Source organism: Agrococcus sp. DT81.2 (assembly GCF_049844935.1).
GTDB lineage: Bacteria > Actinomycetota > Actinomycetes > Actinomycetales > Microbacteriaceae > Agrococcus.
The window spans coordinates 507,638-524,928 of record NZ_JBNCLZ010000001.1 but is presented as its reverse complement, the minus strand read 5'-3'; the positions used below and the strand labels follow the sequence as shown (position 1 = coordinate 524,928).

The following is a 17,291-nucleotide window of genomic DNA, read 5'->3' as shown; positions in this document are numbered from 1 at the left end:
CGTGCTCGACGCGCTCACCGCGGGCGCGCTCGAGGACGCGGCTCGGCGGCGCGCGGCGCTGCCCGCCGACCGCCTGGAGACGATCGCGCTCTCCACGCCCGCGCCCCTCGACGCCGCCGCCATCCTCGGCACGCCCAAGCCCGACTCGGACGGCCCCCACATCATCGCCGAGGTGAAGCGGGCGAGCCCCTCGAAGGGCCCGCTCGCCGACATCCCCGAGCCCGCGTCGCTCGCGGCCCGCTACCAGGCGGGCGGGGCGAGCGCCATCAGCGTGCTCACCGAGGAGCGCCGCTTCCTCGGCAGCCTCGACGACCTCCGCGCCGTGCGCGCGGCGGTGTCGCTGCCGGTGCTGCGCAAGGACTTCATCGCCGACGAGTACCAGCTGCTCGAGGCGCGCGCGTTCGGCGCCGACCTCGCACTGCTGATCGTCGCGTCGCTCGAGCCGGCGCGCCTCGCCCAGCTGCACGAGTTCGCCACCGGGCTCGGGCTGTCGGTGCTCGTCGAGGTGCACGACGAGCACGAGATCGACGCGGCGCTCGACGCGGGTGCGCGCATCCTCGGCGTGAACACCCGCGATCTGAAGACGTTCTCGATGCACCCCGAGCGCTTCGCGGAGCTGCGCGCGCGCATCCCGGCCGGCGTCGTCGCCGTCGCGGAGTCGGGCGTGCGCGACGCGACCGACGTCGCCCGCTACCGCAGGGACGGCGCGGATGCCGTGCTCGTCGGCGAGGCGCTCGTCACCGACGGCGACCCCGAGTCGCGCGTCGCAGAGTTCGGGAGGGCCGCATGAACGCACAGGCTGACAGCACGCAGGCATCGAGCACGGCACCGCTCCGGGAGCAGCACGGGCCCTGGTTCGGCGGCTACGGCGGCGTCTTCATGCCCGAGCCGCTCATGGCCGCGATCGACGAGCTCGCCGCGTGCTACGAGGCGTGCAAGGTCGACCCGGAGTTCCAGGCCGAGTTCGCTCGCCTGTCCCGCGACTACACCGGCAGGCCGTCGATGCTCACCGAGGCGACGCGGCTGAGCGAGCAGGCGGGCGCGCGCATCCTGCTCAAGCGGGAGGACCTCAACCACACCGGCAGCCACAAGATCAACAACGTGCTCGGCCAGGCGCTCGTCGCGCAGCGGCTCGGCAAGACGCGGCTCATCGCCGAGACGGGCGCGGGCCAGCACGGCGTCGCGACCGCGACGGCCGCCGCGCTCTTCGGCATGGAGTGCGTCGTCTACATGGGCGAGGTCGACACCGAGCGGCAGGCGCTCAACGTCGCGCGGATGCGTCTGCTGGGCGCGGAGGTCGTGCCGGTCACGAGCGGTTCCCGCACGCTCAAGGACGCCATCAACGAGGGCCTCCGCGACTGGGTCGCGAACGTCGACTCCACCCACTACCTGATGGGCACGGTCGCCGGCCCGCACCCCTTCCCCGAGATGGTGCGCGACTTCCACCGCGCGATCGGCGAGGAGGCGCGCGAGCAGACCATCGCGATGACGGGCGGGCTGCCCGACGCGGTGCTCGCGTGCGTCGGCGGCGGCTCGAACGCCATGGGCATCTTCCACGCCTTCCTCGATGACCCCGAGGTGCGGCTCATCGGCCTCGAGGCCGCGGGCGACGGCGCCGACACCGAGCGCCACGCGCTCTCGATCGAGCGGGGCGAGCCGGGCCTCCTGCACGGCATGCGCACCTACCTGCTGCAGGACGGCGACGGGCAGACGCTCGAGTCGCACTCCATCTCGGCGGGCCTCGACTACCCCGGCGTCGGCCCGGAGCACGCGTGGCTGCACGACATCGGCCGCGCCGAGTACCAGCCGGTGAGCGACGCGGAGGCGATGGACGCGTTCCTCGCGCTCACGCGCGCCGAGGGCATCATCCCCGCGATCGAGTCGGCGCACGCCATCGCCGGCGCCCTCCGGCTCGCGCGCGAGGCGCCCGGCTCGACGCTGCTCGTCTCGCTCTCCGGGCGCGGCGACAAGGACGTCGCGACCGCTGGCCGCTGGTTCGACGTGCTCGACGAGAAGGCGAAGCAGCAGTGAGCCGCATCCGCACCGAGGACGCGATCCGCGCGAGCGGCAACCGCGCGCTCATCGGCTACCTGCCGGTCGGCTTCCCCGACCTCGAGACGAGCGTCGAGGCGGCCGTCGCGATCGCCGAGGCCGGCTGCACGGCGATCGAGCTGGGCGTGCCCTACTCCGACCCCGGCATGGACGGCCCGGTCATCCAGGCGGCCACCCAGTCGACCCTCGAGCGCGGCTTCCGGCTCGAGGAGCTGTTCGAGGCCGTCGCGGCGATCACGGCGCGCACGGACGTGCCCGTGCTCGTGATGACGTACTGGAACCCGGTGCTGCGCTTCGGCGTCGAGCGGTTCGCCGAACGGCTCGCCGCCGCGGGCGGCGCCGGCCTCATCACACCCGACCTCACGCCCGAGAACGCCGCGGACTGGCTCGCCGCCGCCGACCGCCACGACCTCGACCGCGTCTTCCTCGCGGCCCCCTCGTCGTCGGACGCGCGCATCGACCGCGCCGTCGCCGCATCCCGCGGCTTCGTCTACACCGTCTCGACGATGGGCACGACCGGCGCCCGTACCGACGTCGACGACGCGGCCAGGGCGCTCGCCGACCGGATCGCCGCGCGCGCCGACGCCGCAGGCACCACGGCGCTGCGCTGCGTCGGCCTCGGCATCTCGACGGCGGAGCAGGTGCGCGACGTGCTCAGCTACGCCGACGGCGCCATCGTCGGCTCCGCGCTCGTGCGCGCGCTCGGCGCCGACGGCGTGCCCGCCGTGCGCGAGCTCGCCGCGTCGCTCGCCGCCGGTACACTCGACGACGGCCCGGCCGGCGCCGCAGCCTCAGCGCCGTCGAGCACCGCCTCGGCCGGCACCGCCCCCGTCAGCCCAGAGAAGGGCGCATCCGCGTGACCACCGTCTTCCAGAGCCTCCCCAGCCCCAGCCCCGAGTGGCAGCAGGTGCCGATCGGCGCGTGGCTCGACTCGATCGGCGTGCTGCCGCTCGTGCAGGGATCCGTGCTGGCCGCCGTCCTCTTCGGCGTCGTGCTCGGCCTCGTGTTCACGGTCGTCGCGCTGCTCGTGTCGGCGCTCACCGGGCGGCTGACGAAGCGGGATGCTGCCTGGGTGCTGGTGTGGTCGCTCGTGTCGGGCATCCTGATCGCGCTCTTCCTCCGCATCGTCGGCCCCACGTGGGGCATCCAGACCTACGCGCTGTGCATCCTGGCCGGCATCGTCGTCGCGACGCTGCTGACCGGCTGGCGCCTCCGCCAGCGCGGCGTCGACGCCGGCTACGTCATCGACATCGCCGTCTGGGCGGTGCTGCTCGGCATCGTCGCGGCCCGCGTCTTCCACGTGGCCACGCACCCCGACGACTACTTCGGCCCCGGCCGCGACCCGATGACGGCGCTCTACATCTGGGAGGGCGGCATCGCGATCTTCGGCGCCCTCATCGGCGGCGCGATCGGCGTGTGGATCGGCTGCCGCCAGACCGGCGTGCGCTTCACGACCTTCGCCGACGCGCTCGCGCCCGGACTGCTGCTCGCGCAGGCGTTCGGCCGCCTCGGCAACTGGTTCAACCACGAGCTCTTCGGCCAGCCCACCGCCTTGCCGTGGGGCCTCGAGATCGAGGCGACCAACCCGGCCTTCCCGATCGGCCTGCCCGCCGACACGCTGTTCCACCCCACGTTCGCGTACGAGATCGTCTGGAACGTGCTGGGTGCCGCGCTGCTGCTGTGGCTCGACCGCAAGCGCGACGTGCAGTGGGGCCGCCTCGTCGCGCTCTACCTGATCTGGTACGGCATCGGCCGCTCCGTCTTCGAGACGATCCGCGTCGACCCGACCGAGCTGCTGCTCGGCATCCGCGTCAACGTGTGGATGGCGTTCCTCGCCATCGCGGTCGGCATCGTCGTGTGGGTGGTGCAGACTCGCCGCCACCCGGGGCTCGAGCCGTCGCCGTGGCAGCCCGGTCGCGAGCCGGAGTCCGACCGTGCCGTAGACTCTGACGTCTACACGGACCTCCCCGAGTCCCGCACCCAGGACGACGTCGAGATCACCGCCGCACAACCCGCGGCCGCTACCAAGTAGTCCAGCGCGTCCCTGGACGCGCTCGCGGGCCGACGGCGTCCCGCTCCGACCGCAAGCACTTCCAGCACAGGAGCACGATGCGCACCATCAGCGACCTCTCGGACGGGGCCTTCACCTCGCGGGGCCTCGGCCTGCCGGCGGCCTCTGGCATGTACGACCCGAGGCACGAGCGGGATTCCTGCGGACTGGCGATGGTCGCCACCACCCGCGGTACGGCAGGCCACGACATCGTTGCGCTCGCGCTCGACGCGCTGCGCAACCTCGAGCACCGCGGCGCGGTCGGCTCCGATGCCGGCACGGGCGACGGCGCCGGGATCCTCGCGCAGATGCCCGACGCCTTCCTGCGCGCGGTGGTCGACTTCGACCTCCCCGAGGCCGGCGAGTACGCCGCGGGACTCGCGTTCCTGCCGCTCGACGGCCACGCCCGCCGGACCGCGCGCGAGCGCATCGAGGAGATCGCCGGGCAGGAGCGGCTGCGCGTGCTCGGCTGGCGCGAGGTTCCCACCGTGCCCGACGCGCTCGGCAAGCTCGCGAGGGCCGCGATGCCCGCCATCGAGCAGCTCTTCGTCGCCGCCGCCGGCACGCCGGTCGCGGGACTCGAGCTCGACCGCCTCACCTGGCGGCTGCGCAAGCGCATCGAGCGCGAGGTGGGGGAGTACCTGCCGTCGCTGTCGAGCCGCACCATCACCTACAAGGGCATGGTGACGACGCTCCAACTCGAGCCCTTCTACCCCGACCTGAGCGACGAGCGCTTCGAGACCAAGCTCGCGATCGTCCACTCCCGCTACTCCACGAACACGTTCCCGTCGTGGCCGCTCGCCCAGCCGCTGCGCATGATCGCCCACAACGGCGAGATCAACACCGTCGAGGGCAACCGCAACTGGATGCGAGCGCGCGAGTCGCAGCTCGCGAGCGAGCTGCTCGGCGACCTGCGCCCGCTCAAGCCGATCGTGACGCCCGGCATGAGCGACTCGGCGTCGTTCGACGAGGTGCTCGAGCTGCTCACGCTCGCCGGCCGCTCGCTGCCGCACGCGATCATGATGATGGTGCCGCAGGCGTGGGAGAACCAGCCGGACATGCCGCAGGACCTGCGCGACTTCGCCGAGTACCACTCGCTGCTCATGGAGCCGTGGGACGGCCCGGCGGCGATCAGCTTCACCGACGGCAGCATCGTCGGCGCGACGCTCGACCGCAACGGGCTGCGCCCCGGCCGCTGGCTCGAGACGTCCGACGGCCTCGTCGTGCTCGCGAGCGAGACCGGCGTGCTGCCGATCGAGCCGAGCCGGGTCGTGCGGCGCGGCCGCCTGCAGCCCGGCAGGCTGTTCATCGTCGACACCGAGGCCGGCCGGGTCGTGCCCGACGAGGAGGTCAAGCAGGAGCTCGCGTCAATGGAGCCGTGGGGGGAGTGGCTCGAGTCGAGCCGCATCCACCTCGCCGACCTGCCCGACCGCGAGCACGTCGCGCACACGGCCGCTTCCGTCACCCGCCGCCAGCGCACCTTCGGGTACACCGAGGAGGAGGTGCGGATCCTCATCGCCCCGATGGCGAAGACCGGCGCCGAGCCGCTCGGCGCGATGGGCTCCGACACCCCCATCGCGGCGCTCTCGAGCCGCCCGCGGCTGCTGTTCGACTACTTCGCGCAGGCCTTCGCGCAGGTCACGAACCCGCCCCTCGACTCGCTGCGCGAGTCGATCGTGACGAGCATGACGACGGGCGTCGGTCCTGTGCGCAACCTGCTGACGGCCACGCCGTCGCACGCGAGCCAGATCATCGTCGACTTCCCGGTGATCGACAACGACCAGCTGGCGAAGATTCGCTCGATCGACCGCACGCCCGGCTCGCGCCGCACGGTGGTCGTGAAGGGCCTCTACCGCGTGGAGGACGGGCCGGCGTCGATCCAGGCGACGGCGATGGAGCGCCGCATCGCCGAGATGTGCCGCGAGGTCGACGAGGCGATCGCCGAGGGCGCGCAGTTCATCGTGCTCTCCGACCGCGACTCCACCGACCAGCTCGCGCCCATCCCGACCCTGCTCATGACGAGCGCCGTGCACCACCACCTCATCAAGGCATCCACCCGGATGCGCGTCGGCATCGTGGTCGAGGCCGGTGACGTGCGCGAGGTGCACCACGTCGCGCTGCTGATCGGCTACGGCGCGAGCGCCGTCAACCCGTACCTCGCGATGGAGACGGCCGAGCAGCTCGCCCTCTCCGGACAGCTCGGCGCCGACGTCGACACCGCGGTGCGCAACGTCATCAAGGGGCTCGGCAAGGGCGTCACGAAGATCATGTCGAAGATGGGCATCTCGACCGTCGGCGCCTACGGCGGCGCGCAGGCGTTCGAGGCGGTCGGCCTGTCGCGCGAGCTCGTCGACCGCTACTTCACCGGCACGCACTCGCCGCTCGGCGGTGTCGGCCTCGACGTGATCGCCGAGGAGAACCGGCTGCGCCACCGCTCCGCCTACCCCGACGAGCGCGCGCCCCTCGCCCACGAGCGGCTCACCACCGGCGGCGAGTACCAGTGGCGCCGCGACGGCGCCCCGCACCTGTTCAACCCCGAGACGGTGTTCAAGCTGCAGCACTCGACCCGCACGGGCCGCTACGACGTGTTCCGCGAGTACTCGCGGCTCGTCGACGACCAGGCCGAGGAGCTGAAGACGCTCCGCGGCCTGCTGCGGCTGCGCGCCGCGGCGGAGCCCGTGCCGATCGACGAGGTCGAGTCGGTTGCGTCGATCGTCAAGCGCTTCTCGACGGGTGCGATGAGCTACGGCTCCATCTCGCAGGAGGCGCACGAGACGCTCGCGATCGCCATGAACCGGCTGGGCGCGAAGTCGAACACCGGCGAGGGCGGCGAGGACGTCGACCGGCTGCTCGACCCCGAGCGCCGCAGCGCGATCAAGCAGGTCGCGTCGGGCCGCTTCGGGGTCACGAGCATGTACCTGTCGCACGCCGACGACATCCAGATCAAGATGGCGCAGGGCGCGAAGCCCGGCGAGGGCGGCCAGCTGCCGCCCGGCAAGGTGTATCCGTGGGTCGCCCGCACCCGGCACGCGACCGCGGGCGTCGGCCTCATCTCGCCGCCGCCGCACCACGACATCTACTCGATCGAGGACCTCAAGCAGCTCATCTTCGACCTCAAGCGCTCGAACCCGGCCGCGCGCGTGCACGTGAAGCTCGTGTCGCAATCGGGCATCGGCGCGGTCGCGGCCGGCGTCGCGAAGGCGAAGGCCGACGTCGTGCTCGTCTCCGGCCACGACGGCGGCACGGGTGCGAGCCCGCTCAACTCGCTCAAGCACGCGGGCACGCCGTGGGAGATCGGCCTCGCCGAGACGCAGCACACGCTGATGGTGAACGGCCTGCGGGAGCGCGTGAGCGTGCAGGTGGACGGGCAGCTGAAGACCGGCCGCGACGTCATCATCGGCGCGCTGCTCGGCGCGGAGGAGTTCGGCTTCGCGACCGCTCCGCTCGTCGTCTCCGGCTGCATCATGATGCGCGTCTGCCACCTCGACACGTGCCCCGTGGGCGTCGCGACGCAGAACCCGGCGCTGCGGCAGCGCTTCACCGGCAAGCCGGAGTTCGTGGTGCAGTTCTTCGAGTTCATCGCGCAGGAGGTGCGCGAGCTGCTCGCGTCGCTCGGCTTGCGGAGCCTCGACGAGGCGATCGGCCGCGGCGACCTGCTCGAGGTCGACCGCGCCATCGCGCACTGGAAGGCCGACGGGCTCGACCTCGCACCGGTGCTCACGCAGCCGGTCGGCGTGCAGGGAGCGCCGCGGCGGATGACCGAGCAGGACCACGAGCTCGAGCAGCAGCTCGACTCACGACTGCTCGAGCCGCTCGCGCGGGCGCTCGACGCGGGGGAGCGGCTCGAGCTCGACCTCGAGATCGCGAACACCGACCGCGCCGTCGGCACGATGCTCGGCAACGCGGTGACGCTGCGTGCCGGCGCCGACGGCCTCGAGCCGGGCACCGTCGACCTCACGCTGCGCGGCTCCGCCGGCCAGTCCCTCGGCGCGTTCGTGCCGCGCGGCATCGCGCTGCGCCTGCACGGCGACGCCAACGACTACGTCGGCAAGGGGCTCTCCGGCGGCCTCGTCACGGTGCAGCCCGCCGCGGACGCGGCGCTCGTCGCCGAGGACAACGTGATCGCCGGCAACGTGATCGGCTACGGCGCCACGAGTGGCGAGCTGTACCTGCGCGGCATCGTGGGCGAGCGGTTCCTCGTGCGCAACTCCGGCGCCACCGCGGTCTGCGAGGGCGTCGGCGACCACGCGCTCGAGTACATGACGGGCGGCATCGCCGTCATCCTCGGCCCCACCGGGCGCAACATCGGCGCCGGCATGTCGGGCGGCGTCGCCTACGTGCTCGACCTCGACGAGCGGCTGCTCAACCAGGACTCGTTCCACCAGGGCGAGCTGCGGGTCGAGCACCTGGAGGAGGAGGACGAGATCGAGCTGCGCGCGATCCTCGCGAGGCACGTCGAGCTGACCGGCTCGAGCGTCGCGCAGCGACTGCTCGACGGCGGCCTGCAGCGCGTCTCCAAGCTCGTGCCGCGCGACTGGGCGATGGTGCGATCCATCCGCCTCGACGCGCAGCGGCAGGGCGTCGACCCCGACTCGGACAACATCTGGCGGCAGATCCTGGAGGTGACCGGTGGCTGATCCCCGTGGATTCCTGAAGGTGACGGAGCGCGAGCTCCCGAAGAAGCGACCCGTGCCCGTGCGCATCCTCGACTGGCGCGAGATCGGCGAGCCCGGCGACAAGGCGGTGCTGCGACGGCAGGCCGGCCGCTGCATGGACTGCGGCGTGCCCTTCTGCCACCAGGGCTGCCCGCTCGGCAACCTCATCCCCGAGTGGAACGACCTCACGTGGCGCGGCGAGGGGAGGGCCGCGAGCGACCGCCTGCACGCGACGAACAACTTCCCGGAGCTGACGGGCAGGCTGTGCCCCGCGCCGTGCGAGTCGTCGTGCGTGCTCGGCATCAACCAGCCGGCCGTCACGATCAAGTCGATCGAGCAGTCGATCGCCGACGAGGCGTTCGCGAACGGCTGGACCGAGCCGCACCCGCCCGCGCGGCTCACCGGCAAGACGGTCGCGGTCGTCGGCTCGGGCCCCGCCGGGCTCGCGGCGGCGCAGCAGCTCACGCGCGCCGGTCACACGGTCGCCGTGTACGAGCGCGACGACCGCATCGGTGGCCTGCTGCGCTACGGCATCCCCGACTTCAAGCTCGAGAAGCGCCAGCTCGAGGTGCGTCTCGCGCAGATGACGGCAGAGGGCACCCGCTTCCGGGCCGGCGTCGAGATCGGCCGCGACCTCTCGTGGGAGCAGCTGCGCGAGCGCTTCGACGCGATCGTCATCGCCACCGGTGCGCCCGTCGCGCGCGAGCTCGACATCCCCGGCCGCTCGCTCGACGGCGTGCACCTCGCGATGGACTACCTCGTGCAGCAGAACCGCGCGATCGCCGGCACCGTGCCCGACAACCAGATCACCGCGGCGGGCAAGCACGTCGTCGTCCTCGGCGGCGGCGACACGGGCGCCGACTGCATCGGCACGGCGCACCGGCAGGGCGCGCTCTCGGTGACGAACCTCGCGATCGGCGTGCAGCCGCCCTCCGAGCGTCCCGAGCACCAGCCGTGGCCGGTGCACCCGACGGTGTTCGAGGTGCAGTCGAGCCACGAGGAGGGCGGCGAGCGCAACTACCTCGTCTCGACCGTCGAGTTCCTGGCGAACAAGGCAGGCGAGGTGCGCGCGCTCAAGGTCGCTGACACCGAGATCGTCGACGGCGTGCGCCGGCCCAAGCCGGGCACCGAGCGCGAGATCCCCGCGGACCTCGTGCTGCTCGCGCTCGGCTTCACCGGTGCGGATGCGTCGATCGGCGAGGCGCTCGACGTGCCGTTCCAGCGAGGCCTGCCGGAGCGCCGGCCCGACTTCGCGACGGATGCGCCCGGCGTGTTCGTCGCGGGCGACGCCGGCCGCGGCGCCTCGCTCATCGTGTGGGCGATCGCGGAGGGCCGCGCGGCGGCCGCCGCCGTCGACGCGTACCTCGAGGGCTCGACCGAGCTGCCCGCGCCCGTCCGCGCGAGCGACCGGCCCTTCGCCGCGGTCTGACGGCGCGGGTCCCGCTCGGACCGACCGAATCGGCGCCGGACACCTCGCTCTGGAAGGATGGGGTGTCCGCGCCGAACACCCAGGCGGCGCGAGGATGGAAAGAGAACCCGATGAGACGAGCCAAGATCGTCGCGACGTGGGGGCCGGCCCTTGCCGGCTACGAGAACACGAAGGCCGCGATCGCGGCCGGTGTGAACGTCGCGCGCATGAACCTCAGCCATGGAGACCGCAGTGTCCATGAGGAGGTGTACGCCAACATCCGCCGCGCATCCGACGAGCTGCGCATCCCGGTCGGCATCCTGGTCGACCTGCAGGGCCCGAAGATCCGGCTCGGCAAGATCCCCGGCGGCCCGTTCGAGCTGGTCGAGGGCGAGCGCTTCACGATCACGACCGACGACATCGAGGGCGACGGCGAGCGCGCCGGCACGACCTTCAAGGGACTGCCCGCCGACGTGAAGGCCGGCGACCCGCTGCTGATCGACGACGGCCGCATCACCCTGCGCGCGGTCGAGGTCACCGCGACCGATGTGATCACCGAGGTCGTCGTCGGCGGACCGGTGAGCTCGAACAAGGGCATCAACCTGCCCGGCGTCGCCGTCAACGTGCCGGCGCTCAGCGAGAAGGACGAGTCCGACCTCCGGTGGGCGCTCGACCTCGGCGCCGACATCATCGCGCTCTCGTTCGTGCGCGACGCATCCGACATCGTCCGCGTGCACGAGATCATGGCCGAGGAGGGCAGGAAGCTGCCCGTCGTCGCGAAGATCGAGAAGCCGCAGGCCGTCGAGAACCTCGCCGACATCATCGACGCGTTCGACGCGATCATGGTCGCCCGCGGCGACCTCGGCGTCGAGCTGCCGCTCGAGCAGGTGCCGCTCGTGCAGAAGCGGGCCATCGAGCTCTCGCGCCGCTGGGCGAAGCCCGTCATCGTCGCGACGCAGGTGCTCGAGTCGATGATCGAGAACTCGCGCCCAACGCGCGCCGAGGCGAGCGACTGCGCCAACGCCATCCTCGACGGCGCGGACGCGGTCATGCTCTCCGGCGAGACGAGCGTCGGCAAGCACGCGATCACCACGATCGAGACGATGGCGCGCATCGTCACCGCCGCCGAGGAGATGGGCCTCGGCCGCATCCCCCCGCTCGGCACGAAGCCGCGCACGCAGGGCGGCGCCGTCACGCTCGCCGCGCTCGAGGTCGCGGACTTCGTCGACGCGAAGGCGATCGTCGTCTTCACGGAGTCCGGCGACTCCGCCCGCCGCATGTCGCGGCTGCGCAGCGCCATCCCGATGTTCGGCTTCACGCCCGACCCCGAGGTCGAGTGCCGGATGCAGATGATCTGGGGCATGAACACCCACCTCGTCGACCGCGTCACGCACACCGACGAGATGATCGCGCAGGTCGACGACGTGCTGATCGGCAAGGGCCTCGTCGCGACCGGCGAGAAGGTCGTCGTCATCTCCGGCATGCCCCCCGGCACATCCGGCTCGACGAACGACCTGCGCATCCACCGGGTCGGCGACGTGCACGCCGAGGCGGTGCCCGCGTACCACGGCCTGCGCCGCATCCAGGTGCCGCACCCGTCGGCGCCGCATCCGACGGAGGGGTAGGGCCGCCGCAGCGGATGGGTCTCGATACGCGGCCCTTCGGGCTGCTACTCGACCTTGACACCTTCGGGCTCAAGTCGGCTGACGCCGACTTGAGCCCTTCGGTGTCAAGTGCCGGTGGTGGGACTCGAACCCACACTCCTCGCGGAAGCGCATTTTGAGTGCGCCGCGTCTGCCGATTCCGCCACACCGGCGAGGAGACCGGGCTGAGCCGGTCCCGCTGCGAACACTAGGCTAGTGGTCATGACCGACGACCTCTTCGCCGAGCCCGAGCTCGACACCGCAGCACCCGCCGAGACCCCCTCCACGGCCCGCACCGTGCTCGTCGCCGAGGACGAGTCGCTCATCCGCCTCGACATCGTCGAGACGCTGCAGGCCGCCGGCTTCGACGTCATCGGCGAGGCGGGCGACGGCGAGCGCGCCGTCGAGCTCGCGAAGGAGCTGAAGCCCGACCTCATCGTCATGGACGTGAAGATGCCCAAGATGGACGGCATCACCGCGGCCGAGCGGATCAGCGCCGAGAAGATCGCGCCCGTCGTGCTGCTCACCGCGTTCAGCCAGAAGGAGCTCGTCGAGCGCGCCGGCGAGGCTGGGGCGCTCGCCTACGTCGTGAAGCCGTTCACGCAGAACGACCTGCTGCCGGCGATCGAGATCGCGCTCGCCCGCTGGGACCAGATCCGCACGCTCGAGAGCGAGGTCGCCGACCTCGCCGACCGCTTCGAGACCCGCAAGCTCGTCGACCGCGCCAAGGGCCTGCTGAACCAGCGCATGGGGCTCGCCGAGCCGGAGGCGTTCCGCTGGATCCAGAAGGCCTCGATGGACCGCCGCCTCACCATGGCAGAGGTCGCGCAGGCCGTCATCGAGCAGCTCGGCACCCCCAAGAAGTAGCCCCCCGCGCATCCCCGCGCCTGAGTGGCGCCTCCCGCGGCTGAGTGGCGCCTCCCGCGCCTGAGTGGCGCCTCCCGCGCCTGAGTGGCGCCACCCGCGGCTGAGTGGCGCCTCCCGCGGCTGAGTTGGCGTCTCCTGCACGTGAATGGCGGCTCCCGCGCTTGAGTGACGCCTCCCGCGCTTGAGTGGCGCCTGGCGGCGTCAATGGCGCCTCCGGCACATATGCGGTGCTGCCCTCTTGGGCCGCGTGCCCCCGACCCACCTTCTGCACAGTCCGTCGCGACGCCTCGGCGGGCAACAACAGGATGCCGTCACCATGCTCGGCATGCTCAGTCCTCACGGCTTCACGATCAGAGAGGGGCTCGAGCGCGGTTACTCTGCGGCGGAGCTTCGCTCGATGGCGTTCACGGCTCCCGCTCGGGGAGCCCGAATCACGGCAGCGGTCGGTGACGAGGGGCGGGCGCTCTTCGAGGCGGTGCGCGTGCTCGCCCAGGATGACCAGTTCTTCTCCCACACGACTGCCGCTCGCATCCATGGCATGCCACTGCCCGCTCGCTTCGAGCGCGAGGCGTGCGTCCATCTCGCATCACCGACCGGGCGCTCGCGGATGCAGCGTCCCGGGGTGGTCGGCCATCGTCTGAAGGCGGCGGTCGAAGTGGTCGACGGCATGCGCGTCGAGGCCAGAGCCGACACATTCGTCCACCTCGCGACAATGCTGAGCCTCGAGGAGCTGGTCGCGGTTGGCGACTGGCTCGTGTCGCCGAAGCGGCGGGCGCCGCTGACGGTGGAGGAGCTGATGGGTGCACTGCGGCGCTACGACGGTGCGCGGGGGCTCCAACGGGCCCGCCGAGCGCTCGCACTCGTCCGCGTAGGGGCCGAGTCACCCCGTGAGTCGCTGCTACGTCTCCTGATCATCGGCGCATTGCCAGCACCGACGCTTCAGCACGAGGTCTTCGACGCGACCGGTGCATTCGTCGCCCGACTTGACCTGAGCTGGCCCCGACTCAAGCTCGGCGTCGAGTACGACGGCGACCATCACGCGGATCCTGCACAGCAGGAGCGCGACCGCATCCGGCTCGAGAAGCTGAGGGCGCTCGGCTGGCACGTCATCGTCGTCACCAAGGACGACCTGCTGGACGGCGGAAAGGAGATCCTCCGCCAGATCGTCGCGGCGTACCAGCGCTACGCCTCGTGGACCGCAGCCTGAGGGACTGCGCCACTCGGAGGCGCGAGCCGCGAGCCGCGTGGGGTGCGCCACTCAGCCGCGGGAGGCGCCACCCAGCCGCGGCAGGCGCCACTCAGGTGCGGGAGGCGCCACTCAGGTGCGGGAGGCGCCACTCAGGTGCGGGAGGCGCCACTCAGGTGCGGGAGGTGCGGGCTGCGCTGCGGGAGCGGGGGCGGCGCGTCAGCGTCGGCGCTTGATGAAGTTCGTGATGCGGATGGTCGAGGCGCGGCGGCCCTGGTCGTCGGTGCAGACGATCTCGTGCACCGTCATCGAGCCGCCCAGGTGGATCGCGCGGCACTCTGCCGTCACCCATCCGCTCTCGATCGACCGGGTGTGGGTGGCGTTGAGGTCGACGCCCACGGCGTAGCGGCCCTCGCCCGCGTGGATGTTCGCGCTCACCGAGCCGAGCGTCTCGGCAATGACGCAGTACGCGCCGCCGTGCACGAAGCCGACCGGCTGCCGGTTGCCGACCGCGGGCATGCGCGCGATCGAGTGATCAGCAGACAGCTTCACGAACTCGATGCCCATCTTCTGGGCGAGCTCCCCGCCGGGCCGCTCGCCCTGCGCCTCCAGCACCGCCTGCGTCTGCGCGTCGAGCTGGGTCACGTGGGCTCCCGGAAGTCGTGTCGGATGCGACGGCTAGGCTGACTGCCGTGTCGGACACGAAGCCTACCCTCATGGTCATCGATGGCCATTCCCTCGCGTTCCGGGCGTTCTTCGCCCTGCCGCTCGAGAACTTCGTCAACTCGGAGGGGCAGCACACGAACGCCATCCACGGGTTCCTGTCGATGCTCCTCAAACTGCTGCAGGACCACAAGCCGACGCACCTCGCGGTCGCGTTCGACATCTCCCGCTTCTCGTTCCGCACCCGCGAGTACGCCGAGTACAAGGGCACGCGCGACGAGACGCCGAAGGAGTTCAAGGGCCAGGTGCCGCTGCTCGAGGAGGCGCTCCACGCGATGGGCGTGCGCACGCTCTCGAAGGAGGACTACGAGGCCGACGACATCCTCGCGACCCTCTCGGTCGAGGGCCGCAAGGCCGGCATGGACGTCTTCGTCGTCTCGGGCGACCGCGACACCATCCAGCTCGTCAACGACGACGTGACGCTGCTCTACCCCTCGGTGCGCGGCGTCTCCGAGCTGAAGCACTACACGCCCGAGACGGTGCGCGAGCGCTACGGCATCGAGCCCGAGCAGTACCCCGAGATCGCGGCGCTCGTCGGCGAGTCGAGCGACAACCTCATCGGCATCGACAAGGTCGGCGAGAAGACCGCCGTCAAGTGGATCTCGCAGTACGGCACGCTCGAGAACCTGCTCGCGCACGCTGACGAGATCAAGGGCGTCGTGGGCAACAACCTGCGCGAGCAGCGCGAGCGCGCCGAGCGCAACCGCCGCCTCAACAAGCTGCTCACCGACGTCGACCTCGGGGTCAGCCCCGAGGCCCTCACGCGCGGACAGGTCGACGAGGCGAAGCTGCGCGACGTGTTCCAGCGGCTGCAGTTCCGCACCCTGCTCGACCGGGTGCTGAAGCAGGAGGGCAGCGGCGAGGCCGCCGCTCCGCTCGAGCCCGAGGTGCAGGCCCCCGCCGTGCAGAAGCTCGTCGACGAGGAGCTCGACCTGTGGCTGAGCCGCGCGAAGGGCACCGTCGCGGTCGCGCTCGCCCCCGACGGCACCGGCGGCATCGGCGGCTTCGGCGTCGCGACCGAGGGTGCGAGCGCCTACGTGCCCTACAAGGCCGGCACCGGCGACTACGACGGATTCGTGGAGTGGCTCGCGTCCGATGCCCCGAAGGCGCTCCACGACGTGAAGGCGTCGATCAAGGTGCTCGAGCGCGCGGGGCTCTCGCTCGGCGGCGCGGCCCACGACACCCGCGTCGGCGCGTGGCTGCAGACGCCGACCGCGCCGCCGAAGACGTTCGAGCTCGACTGGCAGACCGAGGCGCTCCTGGGCGCCACGCTGCCGGCGCCGGACCCGAACCAGCTCGTGCCCGAGATCGAGCCGGAGGAGCTCGGCACCGTCGCGTGGCTCACCGGCGAGCTCGCGCGCGCCCAGCGGCCGCGGCTCGACCCCGGCACGCTCGGCGTGCTCGACGACATCGAGCTGCCGCTCATGCCCGTGCTCGTGCGGATGGAGCGCCAGGGCGTGCACATGGACCGCCCGGTGCTGCAGCGCATTCTCGACCAGATGCGCGAGCAGGCGGCAGGGCATGCCGAGGCCGCCTACGCCGTGATCGGTCGCGAGGTGAACCTCGGCAGCCCCAAGCAGCTGCAGTCGGTGCTCTTCGAGGAGCTCGACATGCCGAAGACCAGGGCGACGAAGACCGGCTACTCGACCGACGCGCAGTCGCTCGCCGACCTGCAGGAGACGAACCCGCACCCGTTCCTGGGGCTGCTGCTGCAGCACCGCGAGACGATGAAGCTCGCGCAGATCATCGAGTCGCTGCTGAAGGCGATCCAGGACGACGGACGCATCCGCACGCGCTACGACCAGACCGGGTCGGCATCCGGCCGGCTGTCGTCGAACGACCCGAACCTGCAGAACATCCCCGTGCGCACCGAGGTGAGCCGCGAGATCCGCTCGGCGTTCGCGCACGGCCCCGAGTTCGAGACGATGCTGACCGCCGACTACTCGCAGATCGAGATGCGCATCATGGCGCACCTCTCGGGCGACGAGGGCCTCATCGAGGCGTTCCTCTCGGGCGAGGACCTGCACCGCTTCGTCGGCAGCCGCATCTTCGGCGTCGAGCCGAGCGAGGTCACGGCCCTGCAGCGCGTCAAGGTCAAGGCCATGAGCTACGGCCTCGCCTACGGGCTGAGCGCCTTCGGGCTCTCGAAGCAGCTGCGCATCTCGCAGGCAGAGGCGAAGCAGCTCATGCTCGACTACTTCCAGCGCTTCGGCGGCATCCGCGACTACCTGCGCGGCGTCGTCATGCAGGCGAAGGACGACGGCTACACGACCACGATCTTCGGCCGCCGCCGCCCGTTCCCCGACCTCACGTCGTCGAACCGCGTGCTGCGCGAGAGCGCCGAGCGGCAGGCGCTCAACTCGCCCATCCAGGGCTCGGCCGCCGACATCATCAAGCGCGCCATGATCGCGATCGACCGTCGCATCACCGACGAGGGGCTCGGCTCCCGCATGCTGCTGCAGGTGCACGACGAGCTCGTGTTCGAGGTCGCCGCGGGGGAGCGGGAGGCGCTCGAGGCGATCGTGCGCGCCGAGATGGGCGGCGCTGCCGACCTGTCGGTGCCGCTCGAGGTGCAGGTCGGCGTCGGCCCCAACTGGGACGCGGCGGCCCACTGAGCCGGGCGCTGCCGCTCGAGCCCCGCGCGCGCGGCAGCGGGCAGAAGCGTGGCCGTCGCGGAGGAGTGGTGCGCGCGGCCCTGTCGCCGCCT

General features: G+C 71.8%; 11 protein-coding genes and 1 tRNA gene. 10 read left to right on the top strand and 2 right to left on the bottom strand.

The genetic code is table 11. The features are described 5' to 3' along the window. The first annotated feature begins 1 nt into the window (after position 1). The 7 genes from trpC (at position 2) to pyk (ending at position 11,790) form a co-directional block, all read left to right on the top strand. The gene (gene trpC, locus ACLQ21_RS02500; protein ID WP_425661119.1) at positions 2-790 is read left to right on the top strand and encodes an indole-3-glycerol phosphate synthase TrpC; all 789 of its coding nucleotides are present in this window, start codon (positions 2-4) and stop codon (positions 788-790) included. Continuing rightward, positions 787-2,031 (top strand): tryptophan synthase subunit beta, encoded by a 1,245-nt coding sequence (trpB, locus tag ACLQ21_RS02495; RefSeq protein ID WP_425661117.1) that lies wholly within the window; start codon positions 787-789, stop codon positions 2,029-2,031. Before trpC ends, trpB begins: the two co-directional genes overlap by 4 nt. After that, positions 2,028-2,912 carry a tryptophan synthase subunit alpha gene (trpA, locus tag ACLQ21_RS02490; RefSeq protein WP_425661115.1) on the top strand — a complete coding sequence of 295 codons (885 nt, stop codon included), beginning with the start codon at positions 2,028-2,030 and terminating at the stop codon, positions 2,910-2,912. Before trpB ends, trpA begins: the two co-directional genes overlap by 4 nt. A 230-nt stretch (positions 2,913-3,142) precedes the next feature. Beyond that, positions 3,143-4,084: a prolipoprotein diacylglyceryl transferase gene (lgt, locus tag ACLQ21_RS02485; RefSeq protein ID WP_425661411.1), complete on the top strand. Its 942-nt coding sequence runs from the start codon at positions 3,143-3,145 to the stop codon at positions 4,082-4,084. A gap of 77 nt (positions 4,085-4,161) precedes the next feature. Further along, on the top strand, positions 4,162-8,739 hold the full coding sequence (gene gltB / locus ACLQ21_RS02480) for a glutamate synthase large subunit (RefSeq protein WP_425661113.1): 4,578 nt from the start codon (positions 4,162-4,164) through the stop codon (positions 8,737-8,739). Then, entirely contained in the window at positions 8,732-10,186 is a 1,455-nt protein-coding gene (locus ACLQ21_RS02475; protein WP_425661111.1) for a glutamate synthase subunit beta, read from the top strand. The genes gltB and ACLQ21_RS02475 overlap by 8 nt, the downstream gene beginning before the upstream one ends. 110 nt (positions 10,187-10,296) lie before the next feature. Next, entirely contained in the window at positions 10,297-11,790 is a 1,494-nt protein-coding gene (gene pyk, locus ACLQ21_RS02470) for a pyruvate kinase (protein WP_425661109.1), read from the top strand. Between the two features lie 109 nt (positions 11,791-11,899). On the opposite strand, the gene ACLQ21_RS02465 is transcribed toward pyk, so the two are convergent. Next, positions 11,900-11,981: transfer RNA gene (locus tag ACLQ21_RS02465), tRNA-Leu, on the bottom strand. A 49-nt stretch (positions 11,982-12,030) separates the two neighbouring features. On the opposite strand from ACLQ21_RS02465, the gene ACLQ21_RS02460 reads away from it, so the two are divergent. Both ACLQ21_RS02460 and ACLQ21_RS02455 read left to right on the top strand, forming a co-directional pair. Next, positions 12,031-12,675, top strand: coding sequence for an ANTAR domain-containing response regulator (locus tag ACLQ21_RS02460; RefSeq protein ID WP_425661107.1), 645 nt, complete (start codon positions 12,031-12,033; stop codon positions 12,673-12,675). A 325-nt stretch (positions 12,676-13,000) separates the two neighbouring features. After that, on the top strand, positions 13,001-13,882 hold the full coding sequence (locus ACLQ21_RS02455) for a DUF559 domain-containing protein (protein ID WP_425661105.1): 882 nt from the start codon (positions 13,001-13,003) through the stop codon (positions 13,880-13,882). Between the two features lie 198 nt (positions 13,883-14,080). Here ACLQ21_RS02455 and ACLQ21_RS02450 read toward each other — a convergent pair whose 3' ends face one another. Further along, positions 14,081-14,506 carry a PaaI family thioesterase gene (locus tag ACLQ21_RS02450; protein WP_425661103.1) on the bottom strand — a complete coding sequence of 142 codons (426 nt, stop codon included), beginning with the start codon at positions 14,504-14,506 and terminating at the stop codon, positions 14,081-14,083. Positions 14,507-14,577: 71 nt separating this feature from the next. Here ACLQ21_RS02450 and polA point away from each other — a divergent pair, with 71 nt between their 5' ends. Next, a complete protein-coding gene (polA, locus tag ACLQ21_RS02445; protein WP_425661409.1) occupies positions 14,578-17,199 on the top strand; it encodes a DNA polymerase I in 2,622 nt (873 codons plus the stop codon). Positions 17,200-17,291: the final 92 nt, after the last annotated feature.

What these genes read in the sequence shown, in the direction of transcription:
- trpB (WP_425661117.1), top strand. Translation starts at nt 787, where the DNA reads ATGAACGCACAGGCTGACAGCACGCAGGCATCGAGCACGGCACCGCTC.
- pyk (WP_425661109.1), top strand. Translation starts at nt 10,297, where the DNA reads ATGAGACGAGCCAAGATCGTCGCGACGTGGGGGCCGGCCCTTGCCGGC.
- gltB (WP_425661113.1), top strand. Translation starts at nt 4,162, where the DNA reads ATGCGCACCATCAGCGACCTCTCGGACGGGGCCTTCACCTCGCGGGGC.
- polA (WP_425661409.1), top strand. Translation starts at nt 14,578, where the DNA reads ATGGTCATCGATGGCCATTCCCTCGCGTTCCGGGCGTTCTTCGCCCTG.
- ACLQ21_RS02455 (WP_425661105.1), top strand. Translation starts at nt 13,001, where the DNA reads ATGCTCAGTCCTCACGGCTTCACGATCAGAGAGGGGCTCGAGCGCGGT.
- ACLQ21_RS02460 (WP_425661107.1), top strand. Translation starts at nt 12,031, where the DNA reads ATGACCGACGACCTCTTCGCCGAGCCCGAGCTCGACACCGCAGCACCC.